The sequence below is a fragment of the Alkalihalobacillus sp. CinArs1 genome, assembly GCF_947387515.1.
Classification (GTDB): domain Bacteria; phylum Bacillota; class Bacilli; order Bacillales; family Guptibacillaceae; genus Guptibacillus.
Genome location: NZ_CANDOB010000002.1, coordinates 1,141,810 through 1,161,346, shown reverse-complemented (window position 1 = coordinate 1,161,346; position 19,537 = coordinate 1,141,810). Strand labels below are relative to the sequence as shown.

Below are 19,537 nucleotides of genomic sequence, written 5' to 3'. Positions count from 1 at the left end.
CTCCAACTAATTAACGGAGAGATTTTTCAACTGCTCCATCCACTCTTCTGAAGAAGGATCGTCGCGCCAGTTCAGCAGTGATTGAACCTCTCTTTCCTTAATCATACCTGTTTCTGTTGCACATGTTAATAACTCATCGAAATTCGTTAACGTGTGCCATTCGATTTGATGTTGAGAGAAATGTTCTTCACCTTTTTTCATCCCATATGTGAAAATTGCAGCAACACCTAGCACCTCAGCTCCCGCATTCTTCAATTGTGATGCCGCATCGATCGCACTTCCTCCTGTTGAAATGAGGTCTTCGATGACAACTACTTTTTCACCTTTTGTTATTTTTCCTTCGATCACATTTCCTTTTCCATGCCCCTTCGCACTGCTTCTCACATAGACCATAGGAAGATTTAACTTCTCGCTCACCCATGCAGCATGAGGAATTCCTGCAGTGGCCGTTCCAGCGATCACGTCCACATCTCTAAAGCGTTCTTTAATCAAGTTTACAAGACCTTCAGCTATCTCCTTTCTAACAGATGGAAAGGATAATGTAAGCCTGTTATCACAATAGATCGGGGATCTCATTCCAGAAGACCATGTAAACGGATCATTTGGCTTTAAAGTTACAGCTTCAATATCGAATAGTGCTTTAGCGATTGACTTCATGAAGACTCCCCCATTCTTTTTTTAGACGCTCATACGTTGTTAAAGGCCGTTTCGAACCGGTGATACTCCGACCCACAACAATATAATCACTTCCTAGCATCTTAGCTTTCGAAGGCGTGCACACACGATTCTGGTCGCCTGCGAGGTCACCTTCTAATCGGATGCCTGGCGTAACGGTCAAAAATCTCTTACCGCAAGCTTCTTTGATGACAGGTACTTCCATTGCTGAACTAACTACCCCATCGAGTCCGCTTTCTTTCGATAGCTTTGCAAGTGAAACGACACTATCTTTCATATTCATAGAGATGTTTAGCTGTTTTTTGATCATCTCTTCAGATGAACTCGTTAACTGCGTAACACCGATACATAACGGGCGTTTTTTCCCAGAAGGGGTACCCATTTCCAACCCTTCAATAGCGGCTTGCATCATCTTTCTACCACCGCTTGCATGCACGTTGATCAAATCCACGTCGAGCGAAGCTAGTACCTTCATCGACTTACAAACTGTATTTGGAATATCATGTAATTTTAAGTCTAGGAAAATTTTGTGACCCTGACTTTTCAAACGCTCGATCAATCTCGGTCCATAGTTGAAATAGGCTTCCATCCCAACCTTTACGAACAATTGCTCTTGCTTGAATTCTTCTAAAAACGTTTCTAGCTCTTCTTTATTCGAGTAGTCTAGCGCGAGGATGATTGAAGTGTCCATTCGTTTTTCCAGCTCCTTCCGATTAATTCATTGATGTGATTTACGCCAAGTTCGTCTAATAAAGGAGGGAGATCTTCAATGATTGTAGGGCAACAGAAAGGATCAACGAAATTTGCTGTCCCGACTGCTACTGCGCTTGCGCCAGCTAAGAAGTACTCGACAACGTCTTCAGCCGACTGGATACCTCCCATTCCAATTATCGGAATCGACACTTCTTGACTGACCTGATGAATCATACGAATGGCCACGGGCTTGATTGCAGGTCCTGATAGTCCACCAGCTCCATTCGCAAGAATCGGCTTACCCGTTTTTAAATCGATTCTCATTCCGAGCAGCGTATTGATCATCGTAAGTCCGTCAGCACCTGCTTTTTCAACTGCTTTTGCGATCGATACAATGTCCGTAACATTAGGAGAAAGCTTGACATACACGGGAACACGAGACACTTTTTTAACCTCTTTCGTCACCTCATATGCTGTCTCAGCGACTGTCCCGAATGCTAATCCTCCTTCTTTCACATTCGGACACGAAATATTGAGTTCGAGTGCGTGGACGTTCTCTGCTTTAGAAATCTTTTCTGATACGGCGATATAGTCTTCGATCGTTGACCCTGCAACGTTCGCGATCACGGGAACATCGTATTGGGAAAGCCATGGAAGTTCAGATTGTAAGACATTATCTAAACCTGGGTTTTGAAGCCCGATCGCATTCAGCATCCCAGAAGATGTCTCAGCGACTCGTGGGGTTGGGTTACCGAATCTGGGTTCTTGTGTCGTTGCCTTCACCATGATGGCCCCGAGTTTCTCAAGATTATAAAACTTACTGTATTCACGGCCAAACCCAAAGCATCCTGAAGCTGGCATCACGGGGTTCTTCAATGAAAGCCCCGGTAACTCGATCGTCAATCGACTCATAAGACTACCTCCCCTGCTTCAAACACTGGTCCATCGCTGCAAACCTTTCGATAAGCTAGATCTGATCCATGAACATGACACACGCATGCTAAACAAGCACCAATTCCACAGCCCATCCTTTGTTCGAGGGATAAATACACCTTGCCTTTAGATCGATATGCTTCAAGAGCTTGAAGCATTGGTGATGGTCCACAAGCAAAAAGATAATCGAATGAAAGATCAAGCTGACTTGTAACAAACCCACTTTCTCCGTAGCTCCCATCTGCAGTCGTAATCGTGAGAGGCCCTAGCTCCTTAAATTCATTCTCATAAAAAACACTTTCTTTCGATTGAAACCCATTTACATGATGAACTGCCACGCCTCTTTCTCTTAATTTTTCTGAGAGGTAGTAAAGTGGCGGAACCCCTATACCACCACCTACAAGTACCGCTTTTTGACCACTTTTAACCTCGTCCACTGGAAATCCATTTCCGAGTGGCCCCAGAATATCGATGACCGCTCCTGGCACCTCGTTCTTTAATAAGTTGGTTCCCTTTCCTTCAGCACGGTAGATCATCGTAAGAAGATGCTCCTCTGGATCAACGTGACAGATGCTGATCGGTCGTCTCAATAGCGGATCTGAACCAGCTCCAGCTTTCACATGAACGAATTGACCTGGTTTGAACTGATCATCGATGCTTTCATGATAGAGGACTGCTTCATAGATGGACGCAGCAATCTTCCGCTGGTTCACAAGCTCCGTTTTCAACTGTTTCATGAATGAATCACTTCTTTTTGATGAAATTTAGGCATGCTGACGCTAGAGAACGTCATCGTTTCAAGGACACGAAGTAATGCTCTTGCAGTGTCTAACGATGTGAAGCATACAACACCGTTCTCAACAGATTCACGACGAATCCTGAAACCGTCACGTGCTGGTTGCTTTCCGCGCGTTAATGTATTGATGACAAACTGCGCTTGCCCTTCACGGATCACATGTAACAAGTTTGGTTTTTCTGCTCCGATCTTATTGACTGTCGTAACAGGAATCCCAAGCTCACGAATAACGTCTGCTGTACCTTCAGTTGCGAGAATATGGTAGCCGATCGCATGGAATCGTTTGACAAGATCTACTCCTTCTTCTTTGTCTTTATCAGCGATCGTAAACAGGACAGATCCATGCGTCGGTATGTTCATCCCTGATGCAACAAGTCCTTTATACAAGGCTTTCTCAAGGGTAGCGTCTCTCCCCATTACTTCTCCAGTCGATTTCATCTCTGGACCTAGTGTGATATCGACACGTCGAAGTTTCGCGAACGAGAATACAGGCACTTTTACAAACACTTCGTCTCGTTCCTCTCCGTAGCCAGTTTCATACCCTAATTGTGCTAGCGTTTGACCGAGGATCACTTTTGTTGCTAAGTTCGCCATCGGTACACCTGTAATCTTACTTAAAAATGGCACCGTACGACTCGATCTTGGATTCACTTCGAGAACATACACGTTGTTTTGTTGGATAACGAACTGGATATTAAGCAAACCTACGATGTTTAATCCTCTCGCCAATTTGATCGTCTGATCGATTAGCGTCTGTTTGATTTCTTCTGATAGACTTTGCGGTGGATATACTGCGATCGAATCACCAGAATGGATGCCAGCTCGTTCAATGTGTTCCATTATGCCTGGTATATACACCGTTTCACCGTCTGAGATCGCGTCAACTTCGATTTCTTTCCCCATTAAATACCTGTCGATTAAAACGGGGTGCTGTGGATTCACTTTTACCGCGTTCTCCATGTAGTGAAGTAGCTCGCTTTCTTTATAGACGATCTCCATTGCTCTTCCACCGAGTACGTAAGATGGACGAACCAGCACTGGGTATCCAATAGTAGAAGCAACGGCTACTGCTTCCTCGACTGAAGTGGCTGTTTTCCCTTCAGGTTGAGGAATGTCAAGCGTCTTCATGGTGACTTCGAACTTATCCCTGTCCTCTGCTTTATCCATATCTTCTAGTTTTGTTCCTAAGATCTTAACGCCCCTCGCAGAAAGCTCATCTGCAAGGTTTATCGCTGTTTGACCTCCAAACTGAACGATAACACCCGTTGGTTTTTCAAGTTCAATTACGTGCATCACGTCTTCAACAGTTAACGGTTCGAAGTACAGTTTGTCTGAAATACTAAAGTCAGTCGATACGGTTTCTGGATTGTTGTTGATGATAATCGCTTCGTATCCCGCTTCACGGATCGCCCATACGCTGTGAACGGTCGCGTAATCAAATTCAATTCCTTGACCGATTCGGATTGGACCAGACCCTAAAACGAGTACGCTTTCTTTCGATGTTTTAGCAGATTCATTTTCTTCTTCAAAAGTAGAATAGTAGTATGGCGTTTCAGATTCAAACTCACCTGCGCACGTGTCAACCATCTTGTAGACTGGTACGATTCCTTCGCTCATACGTAGCGTATAGATCGCTCTTTCTTCTTCATTCCATAATTGTGCGATGAAACTATCTGTAAATCCTTTTTCTTTTGCTTCTCGTAACAGCTCAATGCTCCCATTATTTTCTGTAAGTGTCTGTTCGAGCTTAATCATTCCTTCTAGCTTGGTGAGAAAATAATAGTCAATTGCACTCCATTCGTGAATCTCCTGTATCGTCTTTCCTCTTCTTAGGGCTTCAGCTATTACAAAGATTCGTTCATCATCAGCATGTCTGATTCGTTCTTCCATTTCATCGTCACTGATCTCACTCATCGAAGGGATCAAAAGATGATCGACGTTCGATTCAAGTGATCGCACAGCTTTCAACAGAGATTCTTCGATCGTTCTTCCGATCGCCATCACTTCGCCTGTTGCTTTCATCTGTGTTCCAAGCCGGCGATTTGCACTTTCAAACTTATCGAATGGCCACCTTGGAATTTTTGTTACGACATAATCGAGCGCTGGTTCGAAGCTTGAATACGTTTTTCCTGTTACAGGATTCTTCATCTCTGAAAGAGACAAGCCGACAGCGATTTTTGCAGCGAGCTTTGCGATTGGATAACCTGTCGCTTTTGAAGCTAATGCGGACGATCTACTAACCCGAGGGTTTACTTCGATGATGTAATATTGAAAGCTATATGGATCAAGAGCTAGTTGGATATTACATCCTCCTTCAATCTGAAGCGCACGGATCACTTTTAAGGCTACGTTTCTAAGCATCTGATAGTCGCGATCAGAAAGCGTTTGACTCGGAGCGACAACGATTGAATCTCCCGTATGAATGCCTACCGGATCGATGTTTTCCATATTACAAACGACGATCGCTTGATCCTGACCATCTCTCATCACTTCATACTCAACTTCTTTAAAGCCAGCGATGCTTTTTTCAACTAAACACTGCGTTACAGGACTATACTTCAGTCCGCTCGATACGATTTCTTCGAGTTCTTCATCGTTATGAACGATTCCTCCTCCAGTGCCGCCAAGCGTATACGCCGGTCGAACGATGACTGGATACCCGATTCGTTTCACAAATGTATAGGCTTCATCAAGGTTATGAACGATGTCACTTTCAGGAACAGGCTCGTTTAACTTCCTCATCAACTCCCTAAAGAGATCACGATCTTCAGCCTGTTGGATCGCATTCAGGCTAGTTCCTAAAAGTTCGACATCGTATTCGGATAAGACGCCTGCTTCTGATAACTCCATTGCTAGGTTTAACCCTGTTTGTCCCCCAAGCGTTGCAAGAAGCGCGTCAGGACGCTCTTTTCTAATAATTTTACTAACGAATTCTAATGTGAGTGGCTCGATGTACACTTCATCTGCTATCGTCGCATCTGTCATGATCGTAGCTGGATTTGAATTTACTAGTATCACTTCGTAACCTTCTTCTTTCAATGCCTGACAAGCTTGTGTACCAGCATAATCAAACTCTGCTGCCTGACCGATGACGATCGGTCCAGAACCGATCACTAGAATCTTTTGAATATCCGTACGTTTAGGCATATGTTTTTTCCCCCTTATTTGCTGTGATCATCGAAATGAAGTCATCGAACAATTCGTTTGAATCTTCAGGTCCAGGTGATGCTTCTGGATGATACTGCACACTAAAAGCAGCATGCTGTTTATGCTTCACGCCTTCGATCGTGTCGTCATTGATGGCTTTATGAGTAACGACGAGTTCTGTATGAGCAAGCGTAGCAGCGGAAACCGTGTAGCCGTGATTTTGAGACGTGATCGCAACTTTTCCTGTGTTGATCTCCATAACAGGATGGTTTGAACCTCTATGGCCGAATTTCATTTTTTCAGTATCTGCTCCACAAGCTAGCGCAAATAGCTGGTGACCAAGACATATTCCGAACAGTGGAATTTTACCAAGCACACCGTTGATCATCTGGATCGCTTCAGGTACATCCTTTGGATCTCCAGGTCCGTTACTGAGCATGATTCCATCTGGGTTCAGCCTTAGGATTTCTTCTGCTGAAGTGTGGTAAGGAACCACGACAACATCACATTTTCTCTTCGTAAGTTCACGAAGGATGCCATGCTTCATCCCGAAATCGACAAGAACGATCCGGTATCCTCGGCCAGGACTTGCATATGGTGCTTTAATGGAAACTTGTTCAACCTGATTCCGTTTAAGTGGTGTGTTTCTTAAATCTTCAATAATTTTATTCGTATCCACGTCCATCGAACAAAGCTTGCCTTTCATCGTTCCGTTCGCACGAATTAGTTTTGTTAACTTCCTTGTGTCGATGCCTTCGAGGCCAGGGATGCCTTTGATCCTTAAAAGTTCATCGATCGTCATCTCATTTCGCCAATAGTTTGGCGCTTTCGTTGCTTCTTTTACGATTAAGCCGTGTACGGATGGATTGATCGATTCAAAATCATCCCGGTTAATCCCGTAGTTTCCAATTAGAGGGTACGTAAGGGTAACGATTTGAGCACAGTAGGATGGATCAGATAATATTTCCTGATAACCAGTCATGCCAGTGTTAAAAACAACTTCTCCACTCTTTTCGATTTCACTTCCAAACGCTTTGCCAACAAAGATCGAACCATCTTCAAGAATCAACTGTCTTTTCATTCGTGATCGCTCCCTTTCTCAAAAACCTTTTTTCCATTAACAAGTGTCATCGCAGCCCATCCTTTGCATTTCCAGCCTTTGAACGGCGTATTTCTTCCTTTCGAAACAAACGTATCAGGGTCGATGTGCTCTTCTTTATTCAGATCGATCAGCGTAATATCTGCAGCCACCCCTTCTTTAAGAGTGCCATGCGGCAGACCAAAAGCTCCAGCAGGCTTAATGGTTAACCAATCAACAAGCTGTTTTAACGTAAACGTTCCTTTTTTAACGAAGTTCGTATATAAAAGCGGAAATGCTGTTTCGAGTCCTACGATCCCAAAAGGCGCCTTTTCCATCGATGTTGCTTTTTCATCTTCAGCATGAGGCGCATGGTCCGTTGCAATGAAATCGATCGTGCCATCTAAAAGTCCTTCGATCAGGGCTTTCTGATCTTCCTTGGAACGAAGGGGCGGATTCATTTTGTAATTCGTATCGAGACCAGGAATATCATCTTCACAAAGTAGTAGGTGATGTGGTGTTACTTCTGCAGTAACATGGATGCCTGCTCGCTTCGCGTCACGTACTGTGCGGACAGACTCTTTCGTACTGATATGACACACGTGATAGTGCGCTCCTGCTGCTTCTGCGAGGAGCACATCTCTAGCAATATGTACTGATTCACAAACAGAAGGGATGCCATTCAGGTCATATTGCTCTGAAAACTTGCCTTCATGAACGCTACCTTTGTTTATTAACGTGTTTTCTTCACAGTGTGCTACGATCGATAGGCCAGCTGATGCAGCGCGCTTCATTGCTTCCAACATCACGTTTGCGTTTTGTACGCCTACACCATCGTCAGTTAGAGCGAAAGCCCCTGATGCTCGTAAGCCTTCAAAGTTTGTTAACTCCTCACCAAGCTGCCTCACTGTGATCGAACCATACGGCAGAACACGGACGCTTCCCTTCTCGATTCGCTTCATCAGGTCGGTCATCGTTGATGCTTGGTCAGGCACAGGCCTTGTGTTCGGCATCGCAGCAATCGTTGTGAACCCGCCTTTCGCAGCTGCTTTCGTTCCAGTTTCGATCGTCTCTTTATGCTCACCACCAGGTTCTCTTAGATGAACGTGCAGATCCACAAGCCCGGGAACAAGCAGCATTTCTTTTGCATCGAACTCATTGTGGTCAGTTTCGATCGACTCTGATATCCTCTCAATCTTCCCTTCTTCTGAAATAAGAACGTCACGTTTTTCAAGATTACCAGTTTCATTTACTAGCAAGGCATTTTTTATGATCATTACACATACATTCCTTTCTTATTGGAGTGAAGAACTCGGTTAAGGACAGCCATACGGACATAAACGCCGTTCTCCATTTGCTTAAAGATACGTGAGCGGTCACATTCTACTAATGATGTATCGATTTCAACCCCTCGATTTACTGGAGCAGGATGCATGATAATGCTGTTTCGCTTCATGTTCTTTTCACGCTCTACTGTAAGACCATGATCAGCGAGATAAGAGGCGTTTTCGTTCGTCTGTTGATGATGGCGCTCATTTTGGATTCGAAGGAGCATCACAACGTCAGCTTCTCTTACTGCTTCATCCATCGTGATGTATGGATATGCTCCGATCGAATCATCGCGCCAAGCCTCTGGTCCTGAGAATGAGACGAGGGCACCAAGTCTCGTCAAGACATATGCATTGGACCTTGCCACACGACTATGCTTGATATCACCAGCGATAACAACTCGCAATCCCCTGAACGAACCGAACTCTTGCTTGATCGTCAATAGATCTAGTAGTGATTGTGTAGGATGATGTCCACATCCATCTCCAGCATTAATGATCGATAGTGATGTTCTTTCTAATAAAGACTCGAAATATCTTTCTTTTGGGTGACGGATTACAGCTGCTTTTGCGCCTATTGCTTCTAACGTTTTAATCGTGTCATACAGGCTCTCACCTTTTTGCACGCTCGAGCCCGCAGCTTCAAAGTTTAATGTGTGGCATCCTAGTCGCTTCTGTGCGACTTCAAAACTAAAACGTGTTCTCGTCGATGGTTCAAAGAACAAATTCGCAACAAAAACAGTAGGGTACTCTATGGTTTCTTTACCTAACCGGAAGCGTTCTGCCATATGAAGAAGGTCTTCGATGTCACCCGGCTCGATCGATTGCATATCGAGTAAATGCTTCATCCTATCACTCCTCTATTTTTCTACATAAGTAACTTCACAAAAAAACACCCTGAACAGATTCAGGGTGTAGGAAAGTTGACGCGATAGATCTCGCGCCTTTTTCTCACCCTTTTAGGTCTCTCTGTACCTTTTTAAAGGATGTAACTATGCAGCTGTATGATCATTTTGCTCTTCAAACATATTCTCAATCGATTCCTGTGTAGTACCACCAGGGAGAATAAGGTTTAAAACGATACCGATGATCGTCGCGAGCGCCATTCCTGCGATTTGTAAGTCTTCCGTTACCTGGATAAACGCTCCTCCGACCCCAATGACCAAGATGACGGATGAGATGATCAAGTTTCGTTTCTCACCTAGATCGATGTTGTTATCGATCAGCATTCTGAGACCAGATGAAGCGATGATCCCGAAGAGTAAGATCGAAACGCCACCCATTACCGCCGTCGGAATGGTAGAGATAAGAGCTGAGACCTTGCCGATAAAGCCGAAGATTAGTGCTAGTACTGCAGCTCCTCCGATAACAAACACGCTGAATACTCGAGTGATCGCAAGAACGCCTATATTTTCACCATATGTTGTATTTGGTGGCCCGCCTAGCAATGAAGCGATGATCGTCGCCACACCATCACCAAGAATCGATCGATGGAGACCTGGTGTCTTCAAAAAATTACGTCCCGCTACTTTACTTAATACCATCTGGTCACCGATGTGCTCAGCGATCGTTACCGTTGCGATCGGAACCATGACGAAAAGAATTTCCCAAGAAAAGACTTGTGCTGGGTTATAATCTGCGAAAGGAATAATGAAGTCTGGCACCTCGAAAAACGATGCTTCTCTTACTGGACTGAAATCAACGAGACCTACAAAATAAGCGAACGTATATCCTGAAACGATACCGATCAAGATTGGAATAAGGCTTAAAAATCCTCTTAGGAAGATCGATGCTAAAATCGTAACACCAAGCGTGACAAGAGCCACTGTGAAGTGAATGCCGCTATAAGCTTCCGTTTCAGGATTGTTCATCGCCATGCTGATGGCAGTACCTGCAAGGCCAAGACCAATCACCATGATGACAGGACCAACGACGATCGGAGGTAGCAGTCTCAAAAGCCAGTTTAAACCTGCCGCCCGAATCGCAATGGCTACGATTCCGTAAACAATACCAGCGAAGAACGTCCCGATCATCGCCCCTTCAGGTCCCCCTAGTGATACGGCTGAAATGATAGGCGCGATGAATGCGAACGATGATCCTAGATATGCTGGGATCTTCCCCCTCGTAATCAGTAGATAAGAGAGGGTTCCAAGACCACTAGATGCGAGTGCTACTGCTGGATCAAGTCCTACTAAGAACGGGACGAGTATCGTAGCACCGAACATTGCGAATAAATGCTGAAGGCTTAAAGTTACCCATGTTGTTGTTTTTGGTACTTCTCGGATTCCTAATTCATGTTTCATCGTTATTTCCTCCTCGGATGTGCGTCCCGGCTAGAAGGAGGTATAAAAAAACTCCTTGCTTAGCCGCAAGGAGGTACACGCGTGTCCTGATCGAACAGCGTCTCCTCCCTTGGCTGTCTCTCTGGACTACCTTAAAGGGAGCACGTTATTGGTTTTTACTTAGCGTGTTTAATGCTTACTCTATCGAAATCATCTACTTCTGTTAGTGCAACCTCAATAATTTCTTCCTTCGAAGTTGGAACATTCTTTCCCACATAATCCGGTCGGATCGGAAGCTCTCTATGGCCTCGATCGACTAGAACAGCTAGCTGAATCTGAGAAGGTCTGCCTAGATCCATCAAGGCGTCCATCGCTGCTCGAACAGTTCGCCCTGTGAAAAGAACATCATCGACTAGGATGACTTTTTGATCAGTAACTGCACTCTCAATACTTGTGCCTTTAATCTTCGGATCTTGATTTTCATGTTTTAATGAAAGGTCGTCACGGTACATCGTAATATCGATTTCTCCTACCGGTATGCTCGAGCCTTCAATTTGTTCGATGCGCTCAGCTAAACGCTCTGCTAAGTAGATTCCTCTTGTTTTGATCCCAACGAGCATCGCATGTTGAATCCCTTTATTTCGTTCAATGATTTCATGAGCAATTCTTGTTAACGCTCTTCGAATCGCTTGATCATCGAGTAAAACCCTCTTATCTTCCATTCGTCTCTTCCTTTCAGCTTAACTGCTTTGGTCCAACGTCACTAAAAAACCCTTTTGCCATGGAGGCAAAAGGGTTTTGGGCATACGAAACACACGTTACGTACATAGCCGTTTTTCCTTTGTAGCCTCACGGGACCATCGTTAAAGGATTGCTATATTGTCTACATGTAGTATGGCAGAGCCGTGAAAACCTGTCAACCGTTTTTTATCTTCTTAAACGCGTTAACAGCTTTTCCATATCTTCAGGAACTTCCCGAGAAAACTCGAGCCACTCTTCAGTCACAGGGTGCTTGAAACCTAATACACCAGCATGTAACGCTTGTCCATCGATCGGCAACGTTTTTTTTCTTGGTCCATATTTAGGATCCCCTGCTACAGGATGATCGATGTATTTCATATGAACACGGATTTGATGAGTACGGCCTGTTTCAAGCTGGCACTCTACGTAAGTATAGTGATCATAACGCTCTAACACTTTAAAATGCGTAACTGCATCTCGGCTATGCTCATCTGTAACGGTCATCTTCTGGCGATCCTGCTTGTCTCGACCGATCGGTGCATCGATGGTACCGACATCGTGCTGAATGTTCCCGTGTACAATGGCTTTATAACGACGATTCACCGTTTTCGCTTGAAGCTGCTTAACGAGTGATTCATGTGCATGATCATTCTTAGCGACCATGAGCAATCCAGAAGTGTCCTTATCGATTCGATGAACGATCCCTGGTCTAATCACGCCGTTGATTCCACTTAAATCACGAACTTGGTGCATCAAGCCGTTTACAAGCGTTCCGCTTGGATGTCCAGGTGCAGGATGTACGACCATTCCTCTAGGCTTGTAGACGACTAAAACATCTTGATCTTCATATACGATATCTAAGTCAAGATCTTCAGGTACAACTTCGAGCGTTTCTGGTTCAGGGACGCTCACAACGATTTCATCGTTCTCCGAAACTTTGTAGTTTCCTTTCACAACTTCACCGTTCACCTGAACTTGTTCTTCTTTGATCCAGGTTTGAACCTGGCTACGAGACCAGTCTTGATCGAATGTCGGTATCACTTTATCGATCCGCTGGCCTTTATTTTCAGTACTTACTGTAAAAACGAACTTTTCCATTACTTATCTCCTTCAGCTTGCTTACTTTCAAATATCGTCCCGATAAAGATGAGGATGACCCCTACAACGAGTGAAGCATCCGCAACATTGAAGATCGGAAAGTCATACGAGAAGATATACGTGTTAACAAAATCTACGACTTCTCCTCTAAAGACACGATCGATAAAGTTCCCCACTGCACCGCCTAATATTAAAGCAAGGGTAACACTGACGAACTTGCTGTGTTTATATTGATTCATATAGTATAAAACAGCGACAATCACAATAACCGTAATAATGTAAAAGAAAATCATCTGACCTTGAAGGATGCCAAACGCAGCTCCTCTATTTCGATGTGAAGTCAGATAGAGAAAGTCGTTGATGAGTTTGATCGACTCTCCATATTCCATATTTTTAACAACAAGCCATTTGGTCCATTGATCTAGTATAACTATGCCAATGGCTATTAAATATTTCCACACGTGCGCTCCCCCGATCGAATGATACTTCCTATGAAAGTTTAGCACAGGATTCATTCCTGTACAATGTGAACGTTAACCGTAAACGCTTTGCATGGTGCAAAGTGCTCAGGGTATCGGGAACGCAATAACAGTAGCTGGAGTATAATTTGAGCTGACCGCCATTTCTGTGAATCTGAGCAGGAACCATAAGCCCTTTGCTCATGAATAAATTCATTTAAAAGTAACGTGGTAGCTCAAATAACTGTTCATAAATAAATCAAGCGCTTTGCATTCAGCAAAGCGCTTTTTACTATTAATAATGATTTTTTACAGTTTCAGCACAATCTACGCAAAGAGTAGGATACGTTTCATCTTGTCCTACAGTCTCTGTTACTCTCCAGCAACGTTCACACGTTTCGCCTTCTGCAGGGGAAACCATGATCGCTAGCTCTTCGTAATTCTTTGCTTCTGATGGAGCTTCAGATTTACTTCCTGCAACGGATGCTGCAGAAACGATCAAGAGCTTATCGAGGTTATCGATGCCATCAAGAAGTTCTTTCGCTTCACCATCCGCATAGATATGAAGCTGAGCCGTTAAGGACTTCCCGATTTTCTTTTCGTTACGTGCTTCTTCTAGTGCCTTTAGAACTTCATCACGTAGGTCCATCACATGATCCCACTTGCTTTCAAGTTCAGAAGTTCCTTCGAAGTTCTTCACTTCAGGCATGTCAGAAAGCTGAACGTACTCTTCTTTTTCACCCGGTACAAACTGCCATACTTCTTCAGCAGTATGTGGGATGATCGGTGATAGTAGCTTCGTCAATGCAACAGCCGTTTGATAAAGAACCGTTTGAATCGCTCGGCGCTTCGGATGGTCTTCGTGCTCGATATATAGCGTATCTTTCGCGATATCAAGATAGAATGAGCTCATCTCTGTAGTAAAGAAGTTATGAATGGTATTGTAAACCGTTAAGAACTGATACTCATCATATGCTTTCTTTACTTTCGTCACAACGTTATTCAACTTCACGAGCATGTATTGATCGAGCTCACTAAGGTTTTCATAGGAAACACTGTTCAGAGCTGGATCAAAGCCTTCTAGGTTTCCGAGCATAAACCTAAACGTGTTACGGATCTTTCTATACACTTCTGCTACTTGCTTGAGAATCTCATTTGAGACACGAACATCAGCCTGATAGTCAGCAGAAGATACCCATAAACGTAAGATGTCTGCACCGAGCTGCTTCATCACGTCGTTTGGAACCATTACGTTTCCAAGTGATTTACTCATCTTTTTACCTTCTCCGTCAAGAACAAACCCGTGACTCAGCACTGCTTTGTAAGGTGCTTTACCAGTTACTGCGACAGAAGTAGAAAGAGAAGAGTTGAACCAGCCTCTGTACTGGTCAGATCCTTCTAGATATAAATCTGCTGGTCGCGCAAGGTCGCTGCGCTCTTCAAGCACTGCTTGATGGGAAGAACCAGAATCAAACCAAACGTCCATAATGTCCATTTCTTTACGGAACGTACCATTCGGGCTGTGTTCAGACGTAAACCCTTCTGGTAATAGCTCTTTCGCATCCCATTCAAACCAGATGTTTGAACCGTGCTGACGGAATAGCTCTGAGACATGCTCGATCGTTTCGTCTGTTAAGATCGGCTCATCGTTCTCACCGTAAAAGACTGGGATCGGAACACCCCATGCGCGCTGGCGAGAAATACACCAATCTTCACGGTCTTTCACCATGTTGTGAAGACGAAGCTCTCCCCAAGTCGGGAACCATTCTACATCCGCAACAGCTTGCAGAAGTTCAGGTCGGAACTGCTTGATTGAAGCAAACCACTGCTCAGTTGCACGGAAGATAATTGGCTTCTTCGTACGCCAGTCGTGTGGATAGGAGTGTGTGAAGAATGAAAGCTTTACTAGAGCTCCAGCTTCTTCAAGCTTTTCAGTGATCGGCTTGTTTGCTTTATCATAGAACAAGCCTTCAAAACCTGGCGCTTCATTCGTGAAAACACCCTTCTCATCTACTGGGCACAAGATATCGAGCTTGTATTTTCTTCCGATTGCATAATCATCTTCACCGTGTCCAGGTGCTGTATGAACGCAACCAGTACCAGCATCAAGCGTGACATGATCACCAAGAATGACAAGGGACTCACGATCATATAGAGGATGCTGTGCTGTAACGTATTCAAGCTCGCTTCCTTTTACGCGATTTAGTTCATTCACTGTATTCCATTCAAACTCTTCTTTAAGTTGGTCAACTAATTCTGTAGCGACGATGTACTTGCTTCCATCAGCTTCAACAACACTATACTCAAATGAAGCATTGAGTGCGATCCCAAGGTTTGAAGGAATTGTCCAAGGGGTCGTTGTCCAGATGATGAACTTCTCATCTCCGTTTAGTACGCCTTTTCCATCCTTAACTTGGAAAGCAACATAGATGGATGGAGAGCGTTTGTCCTGGTATTCGATTTCAGCTTCAGCTAGCGCTGATTCTGAAGTAGGAGACCAGTAAACAGTTTTCTTATCTTTGTAGATATATCCACGCTTCGCCATTTCGCCAAACACTTTGATCTGCTGCGCTTCGTACCCTTTGTTCAGTGTGATATAAGGGTTATCCCAGTCTCCGCGAACGCCAAGGCGTTTGAACTGCTCACGCTGACGATCAACTTGCTTTAGCGCATATTCTTCACACTTCTTACGGAATTCAGCTACTGTTAACTTCTTTCGATCCACACCTTTTTTCGTAAGTGCTTGCTCGATCGGAAGACCGTGAGTATCCCAACCTGGAACATACGGTGCATGAAATCCGTTCATGGATTTGTAACGAACAATCATGTCTTTCAATACTTTGTTTTCTGCGTGACCGATATGGATGTCTCCATTTGCGTATGGAGGGCCATCATGCAGTACAAAAAGAGGACGATCCTTCGTTCTTTCCTGTACTTTCTCATAAAGGTTGTTTTCTTCCCATTCTTTTTGCATATCAGGTTCTTTGTTTGGCAGATTACCGCGCATTGGGAACTTCGTTTTTGGCATCAATAGTGTTTCTTTAAAGCTCATGTCCTTCCTCCTTCAATATCGTACGCTGCATTTCCTTAATAACATAAAAAAACCTTCTCATCCCTATAGGGACGAGAAGGTTTTCCCGTGGTACCACCCAACTTAAGCACACAATGTGCTCACTTTGCATTCGTAACGTGAATGATACGCCGGGGCTTACTTTATGTTCAGCTCGGGACTCAGGGGTGATCTTCACCGGTTGCTTAACGCCAGGCTCACACCAACCCCAGCTCGCTTTGTTAAGTGTAACCAGTTACTCTTCCCATCGCAGTCGTTCTTAATCATTATTTTGTAAGAAACAGCTTAGACCATTTCTTATGTCTATGTGCTTTTGATTGAAGATGTTAATCCAATTGTAGGACCAACTTCCATTAAAGTATATCAAAAGTATAGTGTATTCAATTTTAATAAGTCAAGAAAATGCGAAATAAATGTTAAAAGTTTACCTTATGCGTTTTCTTGAATATGCTCTTCTTCTTCATCAAAACGAGCAGCCAGCCCGTCCCAGTCTTCATTCGTCAGCATCTCGAGCTGCGCTTCGACAAGCATACGGAAACGTGTGCGGTAAACGGAAGCTTGCTTTTTCAATTCTTCATTTTCGAGTGAGATCTTTCTCGCTTTAGCTAACGAATCATTGATGATGCGGTCAGCGTTCTTTTCCGCTTCTTTTAGGATCAAACGGGATTCTTTCGTTGCACTCTGCTTTACTTCTTCAGCCGTTTCTTGAGCGACAAGAATCGATTTGTTCAATGTTTCCTCAAGGTTTGAGAAGTGTCCTAGTCTTTCTTCTAGGATCTTTACTCTCTCATTTAGCTCTTTCTTTTCTCTGATAACAGTTTCGTAATCTTTAATGACTTGATCTAAAAACTCATTTACCTCATCTTCATCATAACCGCGGAATCCGCGAGTAAATTCTTTGTTATGAATATCTAATGGTGTTAAAGGCAATTCAGCCACCTCCGGTTTACTCTCTTTTATGTCCCAACTCGTAATTCGACAATCTCTACGGGCAATCCTTCTAAATCTGTCAAATTATTTTCTTTTACTATACGTGATTCGCCATTTTTCTTTCTTTGTTTTACCGTCGATCGAATTCACCTTACTTCTCCCCGAACCCCTTAGGGATAAGTAATCTCCCGCTTTTACTTCGGTTGCGGGTTGATCGACGACTTTCCAATTAAGTTTAGCACGCTCATGTTCGATCATAGGAGATACCTTTGACCTAGATAGATTGTATATCTCTGCTAATACAGCATCGAGGCGAAGGCTACTAACGGTACCCGATTGTTCCTCCCACCTTATAGGAGGAACGTTGATCTGTGATGGTGAAATCACCTCTGGCGTGATCGAAGCTTTACCAGCTTGAGTTAGATTCATCTTAATATAATCCGCTACTTCTTTAGCTACGATAAGCTGTGCAAGTCCATCCTGCACAAAAATATCACCAAACTTTTCCCGCTTTAATCCAAGTCCCATCAGCGCACCGAGAAGATCTGGGTGCGATAATGTAACGAATTTTGAGGGATATGTAATGTCTAATGCAGCTATGTCATAATCTTCAGCTGTTGCTGTTATATAAGGTGGAAGAAGCAGTGCACGCTGCCGTTCTGCTCCGTCCACGCCTCCTGAAAAAGATACGCTCACATCGGGATGATTTCCAATTACTTGTGTAACGATATCCTGCTCTCGTGGATCTAGGAAATCAGTGAGTTTCGGAGAGTATCTGTCTTCTACTTCCCCTTGCCACTCTAACACACGATCAACAAACGTTCTTTCTTCAGGACGATAGTGTTCGTATATCGACATGGAATTAAAGGATCATTCCAAAGAGAGCAACGATTCCATACTGCGCAAACTGTAGTGCAAAAATAGCTACGATAGGAGAAATATCTAACATTCCACCGATAGGCGGGATGATTTTACGAAACGGCGCAAGATAAGGTTCTGCAATTCTTGCAATCATTTGTCCAATAGAGGATTCTCTAGCATTTGGAATCCAAGACATGAAGATATAAATGATTAATATCCATGAGTAAATCCGTAAAGCTTGTGCTAATAAATAAGCAATTTCCAAATTCTTCACCTTCCTTAGAAGCTAGTCTTCAAATATTTCATCGGTAATATTGCCGGAGATTTCAACATTATCCGGAGTACACATGAACGTGTCGGGACCGAGTTTCTGAATATCACCGCCAAGAGCATAAACCGTACCACTCAAGAAATCAACGATTCTCTTCGCTTGGTCATGTGGAATCTGTTGCAGATTCATTACGACAGATTTTCGGTTTTTTATATGATCAGCAATATCCTGAGCTTCAGCATACACTCTAGGTTCAACAAGTACAACTCTAGAGTTCTTGTGGATACTTTGAAGACTCACAACATTTTGATTGGATTGATTCGTCTGTTTCTGTTTATTATGGTTCCGACTCACCCTAGAATTCTCCATCTCATCATCCTCAGCATACGTCGTATGAACATCATCCTCGAACTCGATTTGTTCATCATCGAGTTCAAAGAACTGCTTAAACTTTGTTTTAATTCCCATTCCCTGCACCTCCGGGAGAGTTAGTTTTGATATTAACCAACAAGTGACGATCCGATACGAACAAACGTTGCACCTTCTTCAACAGCAATCTCATAATCATTTGACATCCCCATCGAAAGCTCTTTACATGGCGCGTAATCAAACGAACGCTCCTGGATGCTCGTTCTAAGTTCTCTAAGCTTTTTAAAGACAAATCTGATTTCGTCAGGATCCTTAATATGAGGTGCCATCGTCATCAAACCTACTACTTCAATATTTGGATAGTTTTCTAGAGACTCTACGAACGGCATGACTTGTTCAACCGCTAAACCATGTTTCGATTCTTCTCCAGAAACATTGACTTGTACAAAGCATTTCACTTTCTTTGTTGCTCTCTTATTGATCTCTTTTGCAAGAGAGCGTCGATCGAGGGAATGAATGTAATCTACGTGATCGATGACATCCTTGACTTTACGTGATTGCAACGTGCCGATGAAATGCCATACAGGCTGGTGTTCAAATGCTGCGACTTTTTCCACCAAGCCTTCTTGACGATTTTCCCCAAGATGAGTGATACCAGCTTCGACTGCTTCTTTCGCACGCTCTACACTAACGTATTTCGTAACTGCGATCACGTTCACATCTTCTGAATTTCGATTCGATCGATGTGAAGCGGCTTCGATGTTAGAAATGATTTCTTCTAATTTCGTCTTTACTTCCACTTTCCTG

At 43.6% G+C, this 19,537-nt stretch carries 18 protein-coding genes and 1 other annotated feature; all 18 genes read right to left on the bottom strand.

The genetic code is table 11. The features are described from left to right. Positions 1-6: 6 nt before the first annotated feature. Positions 7-657, bottom strand: coding sequence for an orotate phosphoribosyltransferase (gene pyrE / locus PFZ69_RS14710; protein WP_270181814.1), 651 nt, complete (start codon positions 655-657; stop codon positions 7-9). Continuing rightward, positions 641-1,366 carry an orotidine-5'-phosphate decarboxylase gene (gene pyrF / locus PFZ69_RS14705; protein ID WP_270181813.1) on the bottom strand — a complete coding sequence of 242 codons (726 nt, stop codon included), beginning with the start codon at positions 1,364-1,366 and terminating at the stop codon, positions 641-643. Before pyrF ends, pyrE begins: the two co-directional genes overlap by 17 nt. After that, complete coding sequence (locus PFZ69_RS14700) at positions 1,339-2,280, bottom strand: dihydroorotate dehydrogenase (protein WP_270181812.1); 942 nt, start codon at positions 2,278-2,280, stop codon at positions 1,339-1,341. Before PFZ69_RS14700 ends, pyrF begins: the two co-directional genes overlap by 28 nt. Further along, a complete protein-coding gene (locus PFZ69_RS14695; protein WP_270181811.1) occupies positions 2,277-3,038 on the bottom strand; it encodes a dihydroorotate dehydrogenase electron transfer subunit in 762 nt (253 codons plus the stop codon). The genes PFZ69_RS14700 and PFZ69_RS14695 overlap by 4 nt, the downstream gene beginning before the upstream one ends. After that, positions 3,035-6,244 (bottom strand): carbamoyl-phosphate synthase large subunit, encoded by a 3,210-nt coding sequence (gene carB, locus PFZ69_RS14690; RefSeq protein ID WP_270181810.1) that lies wholly within the window; start codon positions 6,242-6,244, stop codon positions 3,035-3,037. Before carB ends, PFZ69_RS14695 begins: the two co-directional genes overlap by 4 nt. Next, the gene (locus tag PFZ69_RS14685; RefSeq protein WP_270181809.1) at positions 6,237-7,325 is read right to left on the bottom strand and encodes a carbamoyl phosphate synthase small subunit; all 1,089 of its coding nucleotides are present in this window, start codon (positions 7,323-7,325) and stop codon (positions 6,237-6,239) included. Before PFZ69_RS14685 ends, carB begins: the two co-directional genes overlap by 8 nt. Continuing rightward, on the bottom strand, positions 7,322-8,599 hold the full coding sequence (locus tag PFZ69_RS14680; protein WP_270181808.1) for a dihydroorotase: 1,278 nt from the start codon (positions 8,597-8,599) through the stop codon (positions 7,322-7,324). Before PFZ69_RS14680 ends, PFZ69_RS14685 begins: the two co-directional genes overlap by 4 nt. Continuing rightward, a complete protein-coding gene (locus PFZ69_RS14675) occupies positions 8,599-9,498 on the bottom strand; it encodes an aspartate carbamoyltransferase catalytic subunit (protein WP_270181807.1) in 900 nt (299 codons plus the stop codon). The genes PFZ69_RS14680 and PFZ69_RS14675 overlap by 1 nt, the downstream gene beginning before the upstream one ends. A 144-nt stretch (positions 9,499-9,642) precedes the next feature. Then, complete coding sequence (locus tag PFZ69_RS14670) at positions 9,643-10,953, bottom strand: solute carrier family 23 protein (RefSeq protein WP_270181806.1); 1,311 nt, start codon at positions 10,951-10,953, stop codon at positions 9,643-9,645. A gap of 155 nt (positions 10,954-11,108) precedes the next feature. Further along, positions 11,109-11,654 (bottom strand): bifunctional pyr operon transcriptional regulator/uracil phosphoribosyltransferase PyrR, encoded by a 546-nt coding sequence (gene pyrR / locus PFZ69_RS14665; RefSeq protein WP_270181805.1) that lies wholly within the window; start codon positions 11,652-11,654, stop codon positions 11,109-11,111. 205 nt (positions 11,655-11,859) lie between these two features. Further along, positions 11,860-12,771 carry an RluA family pseudouridine synthase gene (locus PFZ69_RS14660; protein WP_270181804.1) on the bottom strand — a complete coding sequence of 304 codons (912 nt, stop codon included), beginning with the start codon at positions 12,769-12,771 and terminating at the stop codon, positions 11,860-11,862. After that, positions 12,771-13,232 carry a signal peptidase II gene (gene lspA, locus PFZ69_RS14655; RefSeq protein ID WP_270182060.1) on the bottom strand — a complete coding sequence of 154 codons (462 nt, stop codon included), beginning with the start codon at positions 13,230-13,232 and terminating at the stop codon, positions 12,771-12,773. The genes PFZ69_RS14660 and lspA overlap by 1 nt, the downstream gene beginning before the upstream one ends. A 292-nt stretch (positions 13,233-13,524) precedes the next feature. Then, positions 13,525-16,281 (bottom strand): isoleucine--tRNA ligase, encoded by a 2,757-nt coding sequence (gene ileS, locus PFZ69_RS14650; RefSeq protein WP_270181803.1) that lies wholly within the window; start codon positions 16,279-16,281, stop codon positions 13,525-13,527. A 64-nt stretch (positions 16,282-16,345) separates the two neighbouring features. Then, positions 16,346-16,559, bottom strand: a binding site (T-box leader). Positions 16,560-16,728: 169 nt separating this feature from the next. Next, entirely contained in the window at positions 16,729-17,229 is a 501-nt protein-coding gene (locus tag PFZ69_RS14645; RefSeq protein ID WP_270181802.1) for a DivIVA domain-containing protein, read from the bottom strand. 84 nt (positions 17,230-17,313) lie between these two features. Then, complete coding sequence (locus tag PFZ69_RS14640) at positions 17,314-18,087, bottom strand: YlmH family RNA-binding protein (protein WP_270181801.1); 774 nt, start codon at positions 18,085-18,087, stop codon at positions 17,314-17,316. Between the two features lie 4 nt (positions 18,088-18,091). Next, entirely contained in the window at positions 18,092-18,364 is a 273-nt protein-coding gene (locus PFZ69_RS14635) for a YggT family protein (RefSeq protein WP_442865166.1), read from the bottom strand. A gap of 12 nt (positions 18,365-18,376) precedes the next feature. Next, entirely contained in the window at positions 18,377-18,829 is a 453-nt protein-coding gene (locus tag PFZ69_RS14630) for a cell division protein SepF (RefSeq protein ID WP_270181800.1), read from the bottom strand. Between the two features lie 32 nt (positions 18,830-18,861). Then, positions 18,862-19,530 (bottom strand): YggS family pyridoxal phosphate-dependent enzyme, encoded by a 669-nt coding sequence (locus tag PFZ69_RS14625; RefSeq protein WP_270181799.1) that lies wholly within the window; start codon positions 19,528-19,530, stop codon positions 18,862-18,864. Positions 19,531-19,537: the final 7 nt, after the last annotated feature.

Excerpts from the sequence above, each read along its gene's own strand:
- pyrF (WP_270181813.1), bottom strand. The coding sequence starts at position 1,366 with ATGGACACTTCAATCATCCTCGCGCTAGACTACTCGAATAAAGAAGAG.
- PFZ69_RS14675 (WP_270181807.1), bottom strand. The coding sequence starts at position 9,498 with ATGAAGCATTTACTCGATATGCAATCGATCGAGCCGGGTGACATCGAA.
- pyrE (WP_270181814.1), bottom strand. The coding sequence starts at position 657 with ATGAAGTCAATCGCTAAAGCACTATTCGATATTGAAGCTGTAACTTTA.
- PFZ69_RS14630 (WP_270181800.1), bottom strand. The coding sequence starts at position 18,829 with ATGGGAATTAAAACAAAGTTTAAGCAGTTCTTTGAACTCGATGATGAA.
- PFZ69_RS14685 (WP_270181809.1), bottom strand. The coding sequence starts at position 7,325 with ATGAAAAGACAGTTGATTCTTGAAGATGGTTCGATCTTTGTTGGCAAA.
- PFZ69_RS14660 (WP_270181804.1), bottom strand. The coding sequence starts at position 12,771 with ATGGAAAAGTTCGTTTTTACAGTAAGTACTGAAAATAAAGGCCAGCGG.
- pyrR (WP_270181805.1), bottom strand. The coding sequence starts at position 11,654 with ATGGAAGATAAGAGGGTTTTACTCGATGATCAAGCGATTCGAAGAGCG.
- PFZ69_RS14700 (WP_270181812.1), bottom strand. The coding sequence starts at position 2,280 with ATGAGTCGATTGACGATCGAGTTACCGGGGCTTTCATTGAAGAACCCC.
- carB (WP_270181810.1), bottom strand. The coding sequence starts at position 6,244 with ATGCCTAAACGTACGGATATTCAAAAGATTCTAGTGATCGGTTCTGGA.
- PFZ69_RS14695 (WP_270181811.1), bottom strand. The coding sequence starts at position 3,038 with ATGAAACAGTTGAAAACGGAGCTTGTGAACCAGCGGAAGATTGCTGCG.
- PFZ69_RS14680 (WP_270181808.1), bottom strand. The coding sequence starts at position 8,599 with ATGATCATAAAAAATGCCTTGCTAGTAAATGAAACTGGTAATCTTGAA.
- PFZ69_RS14670 (WP_270181806.1), bottom strand. The coding sequence starts at position 10,953 with ATGAAACATGAATTAGGAATCCGAGAAGTACCAAAAACAACAACATGG.
- PFZ69_RS14640 (WP_270181801.1), bottom strand. The coding sequence starts at position 18,087 with ATGTCGATATACGAACACTATCGTCCTGAAGAAAGAACGTTTGTTGAT.
- ileS (WP_270181803.1), bottom strand. The coding sequence starts at position 16,281 with ATGAGCTTTAAAGAAACACTATTGATGCCAAAAACGAAGTTCCCAATG.